The 7457-nt window shown below is 33.6% G+C and carries 6 protein-coding genes and 1 pseudogene; 6 read left to right on the top strand and 1 reads right to left on the bottom strand.

The features are described from left to right. The first annotated feature begins 428 nt into the window (after positions 1-428). The 5 genes from E1I69_RS17455 to E1I69_RS17475 all read left to right on the top strand — a co-directional run bounded on the left by E1I69_RS17455 (position 429) and on the right by E1I69_RS17475 (position 5945). Positions 429-1757, top strand: coding sequence for an ABC transporter substrate-binding protein (locus E1I69_RS17455; protein WP_136380842.1), 1329 nt, complete (start codon positions 429-431; stop codon positions 1755-1757). Positions 1758-1836: 79 nt separating this feature from the next. Next, the gene (locus E1I69_RS17460; RefSeq protein WP_136380843.1) at positions 1837-2787 is read left to right on the top strand and encodes a carbohydrate ABC transporter permease; all 951 of its coding nucleotides are present in this window, start codon (positions 1837-1839) and stop codon (positions 2785-2787) included. After that, positions 2788-3630 carry a carbohydrate ABC transporter permease gene (locus E1I69_RS17465; protein WP_136380844.1) on the top strand — a complete coding sequence of 281 codons (843 nt, stop codon included), beginning with the start codon at positions 2788-2790 and terminating at the stop codon, positions 3628-3630. It abuts the gene before it with no gap. Between the two features lie 45 nt (positions 3631-3675). Further along, positions 3676-5208, top strand: a complete 1533-nt coding sequence (locus tag E1I69_RS17470; protein ID WP_136380845.1) for an alpha-N-arabinofuranosidase — start codon at positions 3676-3678, stop codon at positions 5206-5208. Positions 5209-5312: 104 nt separating this feature from the next. Beyond that, entirely contained in the window at positions 5313-5945 is a 633-nt protein-coding gene (locus E1I69_RS17475; protein WP_136380846.1) for a YesL family protein, read from the top strand. Between the two features lie 184 nt (positions 5946-6129). Here the strand turns inward: E1I69_RS17475 and E1I69_RS17480 are convergent, their stop codons facing one another. Continuing rightward, complete coding sequence (locus E1I69_RS17480) at positions 6130-6609, bottom strand: PAS domain-containing protein (RefSeq protein WP_136380847.1); 480 nt, start codon at positions 6607-6609, stop codon at positions 6130-6132. A gap of 535 nt (positions 6610-7144) precedes the next feature. Here E1I69_RS17480 and E1I69_RS17485 point away from each other — a divergent pair. Continuing rightward, a pseudogene (locus E1I69_RS17485) lies at positions 7145-7457 on the top strand (IS21 family transposase); the annotation flags it as partial.

Consider the following 7457-nt stretch of genomic DNA (forward strand, 5'->3'; position numbering starts at 1 on the left):
AAGATTAGAGCCAATTTTCACTTCCGGGTTTAGAGTGGAATACCATGTATGATTTTAGATACGAAAAATAAAGTTCAAAGGGTTTTAAAATGCAACTATTTTAAAATGCAAGATTTAAAACCATTAAAAAAGATTGCATAATGAAACATTTTATAATAAAATCAATTTTAAGATAACGTTTTCATAATGTTTCGAAAAAATAAAAGGCTCTTGCATGATAATATCGAGAATTAAAGCTTTAGTAGATAGATATTTTTAAAGTTTATAAAAGAAAGTTAAATTAATCGTTTTATAAAAAAATGTACTTTAGTTTATCAAATATTATAAATAAATATCCTTTTTAAGGAGGTGATAAACAAAAAACCGTAATCACTGGTAAAGTTGTAAATCAAAATTATTTAGCCAATTAATGAGGGGGGGAAGTAAAAATGAGTAGATTACTTTACTTGGGTTTAACTATGTTTATGGTAATAAGTATTGTTTTAATGGGATGTAGTGGTGGAGATAAAGAAGTTAATTCGAAAGGTGATTCGGAAGCAAGCAATGGAACTAATGAAGCACAAGAAATGACATTTTGGACATTTCAAGGGCTACATATTGATTTTTTTGAAGATGCTAATAAAAGGTGGAATGAAGCGAATCCAGATCGACAAATAAAATTGAAATTGGAATCATTCCCTTATGATGAAATGCATAATAACCTTCTACTAGCACTTCAATCTGGTGTTGGTGCACCTGATATTGTAGATATTGAAGTCAATCGTTTTCCAAACTTTTTGCAAGGTGATATTCAGTTAGAACCATTAAACGACATTATTGAACCAGAAATCGATAGTTTCGTAAAATCTAGATTCGAAATTTATGGAAAAGACGGACAATATTATGGAGCGCCAACCCATGTTGGAGCCTCAGTGGCATTTTATAACAAGGAGATATTTGAAGAAGCAGGTGTAAATCCTGATGATATCAAAACATATGATGACTTTGTTGAAATTGGAAAAGTGATCAAATCTGAAACGGGCAAACCAATGCTACCTATATTCACTAACGGGTTTTGGGAGTTTTACCCAATGATAAGTCAACACGATTCCGATTTCTTTAACAGCAAAGGCGAGGTAACATTAGATAACGAAGAAAATGAGGAAGTATTACAGTATCTTTATGATTTAATTTATAAACATGAAATTGGTGTGCTTGCTCCAGGTGGACATCATGAAGATGAAGAATTTTTTGCTTTCATGAATGATGGTGGGGCTGCCTCTTTGATTATGCCTTCTTGGTATGCGAGTCGTTTTGTAAGTTACATGCCTGATCTAGCCGGAAAGATGGTAATAAAACCTATGCCAGCTTGGGAAGAAGGAGGAAATCGTTCTGCTGGAATGGGTGGAACAGGTACTGCTGTTACAAAACAAGCGAAAGACGTTGAATTAGCAAAAGAATTCTTAGCATTTGCTAAATTGTCAAAAGAATCAAACATTAGAATTTATGAACTTTTAGGTTTCGATCCTCCGCGTCATGATGTTTGGGATTCTCCACAGTTACGAGAGCCTAATGAATTTACTGCATACTTTGGTGATGGTTTATTTGATATGTTAATTGGAGTTAAAGATGAAATTAATCCGCTTAATATTACAAAGCTAACACCATTGGCAAGGGATTTGATTGAAACCAATGTATTACATAATACTCTTAGGGAAAAAACACAAACTCCTGCCGAAGCTTTAAAACAAGCAGCAGATGAGCTACGGAGTAGGTAAATAAGATAACGTTTTTTGTAGCAGGTTAGGGGTATTTCTAAAACATATCCCTAACCGCTGATACAAGGAGGATTGACAAATGAGGCAAGACTCTAATCTAAGTACAAAATCAGGGAATGTATTAAAAAATGTAGTTTATTCACCCAAAAAAAGTATATTTTATTCACAAAAATTAGCACCTTATGTGTTTCTTACTCCTTTCTTACTGGTTTTTTTCGGGTTTTATTTATACCCTGTTATTTATACCATTATAATGAGTTTTCAAGAGATTTTACCCGGTCAAATAAAGTTTATTGGATTTGATAATTACGCGAAGTTATTTAATCCTACTTTTTATAAAGCGTTATATAATACAACATTATACACGTTTTGGACAATTGTTATTTTAATCCCCCTGCCATTAATTATGGCGGTTATCTTAAATACAAAGAAAATGAAAGCGAAAACCTTTTTTAGGGCTTGTATCTTTATTCCATCCTTAACATCAACAATTGTAGCAGGTGTTATTTTCCGCTTAATGTTTGCTGAAACAGAGACTGCATTTGCTAACTCATTTCTCTCATTTTTCGGTTTTGATCCAGTTGAGTGGAAACAAAATGGAGCAACACTAATGTTTTTGATGGTGGGATTAGCATCATGGAGATGGATGGGAGTAAACATGATTTATTTTTTAACAGGCTTACAAAACATTCCAAAAGAAATGTATGAAGCAGCTGAGATAGATGGCGCCAATACATTTAATAAATTTCGGCACATTACCATTCCATTCTTAAAGCCAGTAACAGTGTACGTGTTAACTATTACGTTATTTGCAGGTTATAAAATGTTTGAGGAAGCTTATGTTTTTTGGGAAATCAATTCTCCCGGAAATATTGGTTTGACACTAGTGGGGTATTTATACAAAGAAGCTTTTCAATATAATCAGCTAGGTTTTGGTTCAGCTATAGGTGTAACATTATTAATTATTGTTGCTATTTTAGGTTTTATTCAGTTGAAGCTGACAGGATTTAGTAGTAATGGAGGTAAATAGATGAGTAAACAGAAACAAAAAAAGTTAGGAACAATGTTATTGCTTTTGTTCATGCTTATACCTCTAGTTATTGCCGTTTTTCCATTATTAGCATTGACCTTGGCTTCTTTGAAACCATCCACAGAATTAATGAGATATGGGCTAAATATTAAGCCACAATTTGAATTGTGGAGTTTGGACAATTATATTTATTTGTTTACAGAAGGTAGTGTATACTTTCATTGGTTTAAAAATAGTATAATTATTTCATTATTTTCAACGGTATTTGCATTAATATTTTCCTCCATGGTTGGGTATAGCCTAGCGATGTACAGGTTTAGAGGACAAGGTATCGTGATGTTTTTAGTTTTATTGATAATGATGATTCCTTTTGAAATACTAATGCTTCCATTATTTAGAATGATGATTTGGATGAAAGCTGTAGATACTTATGCGGGTGTAATATTACCAATGATAATTCATCCTTTAGCAATCTTTTTCTTTAGGCAATATTCACTAGGATTACCTAAGGAACTAATGGATTCTGCAAGGATAGACGGATGTACAGAGTATGGTATTTTCTTGCGCATTATGCTTCCATTATTGAAACCTGCATATGGAGCAATGGGTATTTTATTAGCATTATTTAGTTGGAACAATTTCCTTTGGCCATTAGTTGTATTGCGTACGAAAGAAATGCTAACGCTTCCTATTGGTCTGGCTGGCTTATTAACTCCATATGGAAATAACTATGATGTATTAATTTCCGGATCTGTGCTAACAGTACTCCCTATCATCATTGTATTTATTTTTGCACAAAAATACTTTATCGAAAGTCTTTCTGCAGGAGCAGTTAAAGGATAGATGAATAGACTTAGAAAATACTAAAAATAGGAGCGAGTTAGAAAAATGACTTCATTAATTAATGTAAATAAGAATAGTAAAAATGAGGTAATTAGTAGACATATATATGGGCATTTTGCTGAGCATTTAGGCCGGTGTGTTTATGAAGGTATCTGGGTAGGTGAAGAGTCGCCGATCCCGAATACACGTGGTATACGAAATGATGTAGTAGATGCATTGAAAAAATTGAATATACCTAATGTGCGTTGGCCAGGTGGCTGCTTTGCAGATGAATATCATTGGAAAGATGGAATTGGTCCAAGAGAATCTCGCCCAAGTATTGTTAATAATAATTGGGGAAAAGTAACAGAAAATAATCACTTTGGAACTCATGAATTTTTAGATTTTTGTGAGCAGTTAGGTACTGAACCTTATATTTGCGGAAATGTCGGTAGTGGTACAGTTCAAGAAATGCAAGAATGGATTGAATATATAACATTCGATGGCCAATCTCCAATGGCAGATTTACGTAGAAAAAACGGCAGAGAAAAGCCATGGAAGCTAAAATATTTTGGTATTGGAAATGAGAACTGGGGTTGCGGTGGTAAAATGAGGGTCGAACATTATGCAGATCTTTATCGTCGTTACGAAACGTTTGTAAGAGACTATTCAGATATTCCGATTTATAAGATTGCATGTGGACCTAGTGAAGCTGATTATCATTGGACTGAAGTGATGATGCGTGAGGGTACAGGTCGGACAGAACCCTATTCGGACAATGTTATGACAAGCGCATGGGAGCATTACCGCCCGAATATGCATGGTCTTTCACTTCATTTTTATACTCGTAATAGGGCAAATTATGATTCTTCTACAGAATTTACTGAAGAAAAATGGTTTGACTATATGAGAAGGACCGTTGTTATGGAAGAATTGATTCAAAGGCATACCGCAATCATGGATAAGTATGACCCTGAAAAAAATGTTGATTTGATTGTTGATGAATGGGGAAGTTGGTTTAAGGTCGAGCCAGGAACAAACCCTGGATTCCTTTATCAGCAAAATACTTTACGTGACGCACTTATAGCGGGTATCAATCTAAATATTTTTAATAACCACTGTGACCGTGTCCATATGGCAAATATTGCCCAACTTGTTAATGTCTTACAAGCAGTTGTTTTAACAGAAGGTGAAAAAATGCTTTTAACACCAACATACCATGTTTTTGAAATGTATAAAGTACACCAAGATGCGAAATTACTACCGGTGAGTGTAAGCACAAAAAATTATTCTTATGGAGAGGACACTCTTCCAATGCTTAATGTCTCAGCATCTCAAGATGATTCGGGTAAGGTACATATTTCTATTTGTAACTTAGACCCAAACAATTCTGAACAAGTTCATGTAAATCTAAAGGGTTTAAGCGAATTATCTTCTGCCTCTGGACGTTTATTAACTGCTGAGGCAATGACTGAGCATAACACGTTTGAAAATCCAAATAGAGTAGAGCCGGTTGCTTTTAACAATATTGAATTAAAAGAAAATGAATTGTCTTTAACAATTCCATCCAAATCAGTACTTGTTGTTGAAATACAATAATAATTAGTTAAATGATAGAATGATAGAAAACTCTCTTACCTTATTTAGTATTTATTAAGAGAGTTTTCTTCTTTAAATCCTTTAATGGAAGAGGGGGGAATTTTATGATAGAGAATATGATTACAAAGGTTAATATTATAGGGGATTGGGTTTATCGGTTAGCTTATGTTAATATCCTCTGGCTGTTTTTTAGCTTATTGGGATTAGTTATTCTAGGTATATTTCCTGCTACTGCATCTATGTACACTGTTATTAGAAAGTGGATGAATAATGAGGAGGTATCTGTCTTTCGAGTTTTTAGTGAAACATATCGAAAAGAATTTATGCAGTCTAATATAATAGGTTGGATATTGCTATTAATGGGATTAATACTTTGGCTTGATTTTATGTTTTTAGGAAATATGCAAGGGATATTTTATAATATATTAACGTTTATTTTGCTGCCAATTACGTTCATATACCTTTCCGTTCTTTTTTTTATTTTTCCTGTGTTTGTTCACTTTCAATTAAATAAATCAGAGTATTTTAAATATGCCTTTATAATTAGTTTGTCATATCCACATTATACATTGTTAATGATTATAGGATCCATAATCTTGTTGGTTCTCTTTATCACTTTTCCATTATTATTTCCATTGTTGAGTGGGAGCACTATAGGACTTCTCAATATGTTAGTTAGTAAATGGATATTTAAAAAAAGGGCTCTGTTAAAGGTTCATGTTGATTCAGGGGAATGAAAACATTAAGAATGCTATTTAATTCTATAATCACAATAGATATCAAAAACGACTAATCAACCTTAGCCCTAGAAAGATAGAGCTAAAGCCGTTTAGATACCTATTATGATTTCTACTGTCTTCTTGATAGAAGGCAGTTCAGTATTCAATGGTTTAATCAGGAGTTTCTCGAATAAAATGTATGTTACTCAGGCTTTACAGCTATAAATTCGTCAATCGTTTCAGGAGTATGTTTACCTTCTTTACCTTGGAAAAGATCGATATTAACGGTCACATCCATGCATCCAAGATATTTGCCATTTTTATCGCGTACTGCCATGAATTTTTGATAAATTTGACCAGTTTCTTCACCAGAGCGTTTTGGAAACCAAAATTCCCATTCGTCACGTGCTCCTGAACGGAAATCATTCAACAATTTTTCAACGTGATGAGCCATTCTTGGGTGAAGCTCAAGGACATGGCGGCCAATCGCTTCTTTACGACGACCATGCACGCGGTTAGGATTATTTGAATACCAGCGGAAAATATCGTTGGCATCGCAAAAACCCATTTCAAATGGTAAAAGATTGATAATTGAATCCAAAGTGCTTGCTTTAATTGCACCCGTATCAAAATTAATGACCGCTTCAGGACTAATTAATTCAGATAGTTTTTCTTCAGACATTAAAAAAACCTCCTATATATAATCTCCGTTTATGAAGAATAAAAAATAGTATATCGACTACTTTTAGGTGATTATTATCTAATTCAATAATAATGATAGCATTAATACTGAAAAACACATGTGATCTATCTCACAAATTCTGTTCTTGATTATTACTTGTAATTGAGGAGCTGTAAGGATCCATCACCAAATTAGAATACGGATCCTACTAATAAGGCCCGACTAGCAAATAGGAACTAGTCGGGCCTTTGAAAAATGAAAGGCAGGATTTATTTAAAAATTTGATGTGATCATACCGTCCTTTGATATTCGTATTACCTGGCAGATACTATTGATTTTCTTTTATATAACAAGGAACCCATGATAAAGGCAATTCCACCCCAAAGGAGCATGTTTCCAAAACCAAACCAAAGGGGAGCTGAAAGAATAGAAGTATTATAGACTAGAAATGCTACATTAAATATGTACAGTAACGCTTGGATAAATATGTACAAAGTTGCTTTCATTCTACATACTAGTCATGAGGTGACTAGCTATGTATATATCATTGAATGTCGATGTTGATTTTGAGATTAATAGTCTTTTAGACTTACCAAAATTCAAGCAAATAATGGAGCATATGAAAATGAAAATTAATAAGAGCAAATTGGCAGAGGAATTAGGGGTAGATCGCCGAACAGTCGAAAAATACCTGAATGGTTTTGTTCCTAAAAGGACGAGAAAAAAGTCTTCAAAAATTGATGAATACTATGAAGTAATCGCTGCACTTTTGTCAGAGGATTCCAAGCAAGTGTTTTATTATCGGCGAGTGCTTTGGCAGTACTTAAGGGATAATCATGGTTTGGAGT

It is taken from the genome of Bacillus timonensis (assembly GCF_004799755.1).
GTDB classification, from domain to species: Bacteria; Bacillota; Bacilli; order Bacillales; family Bacillaceae_L; genus Ferdinandcohnia; species Ferdinandcohnia timonensis_A.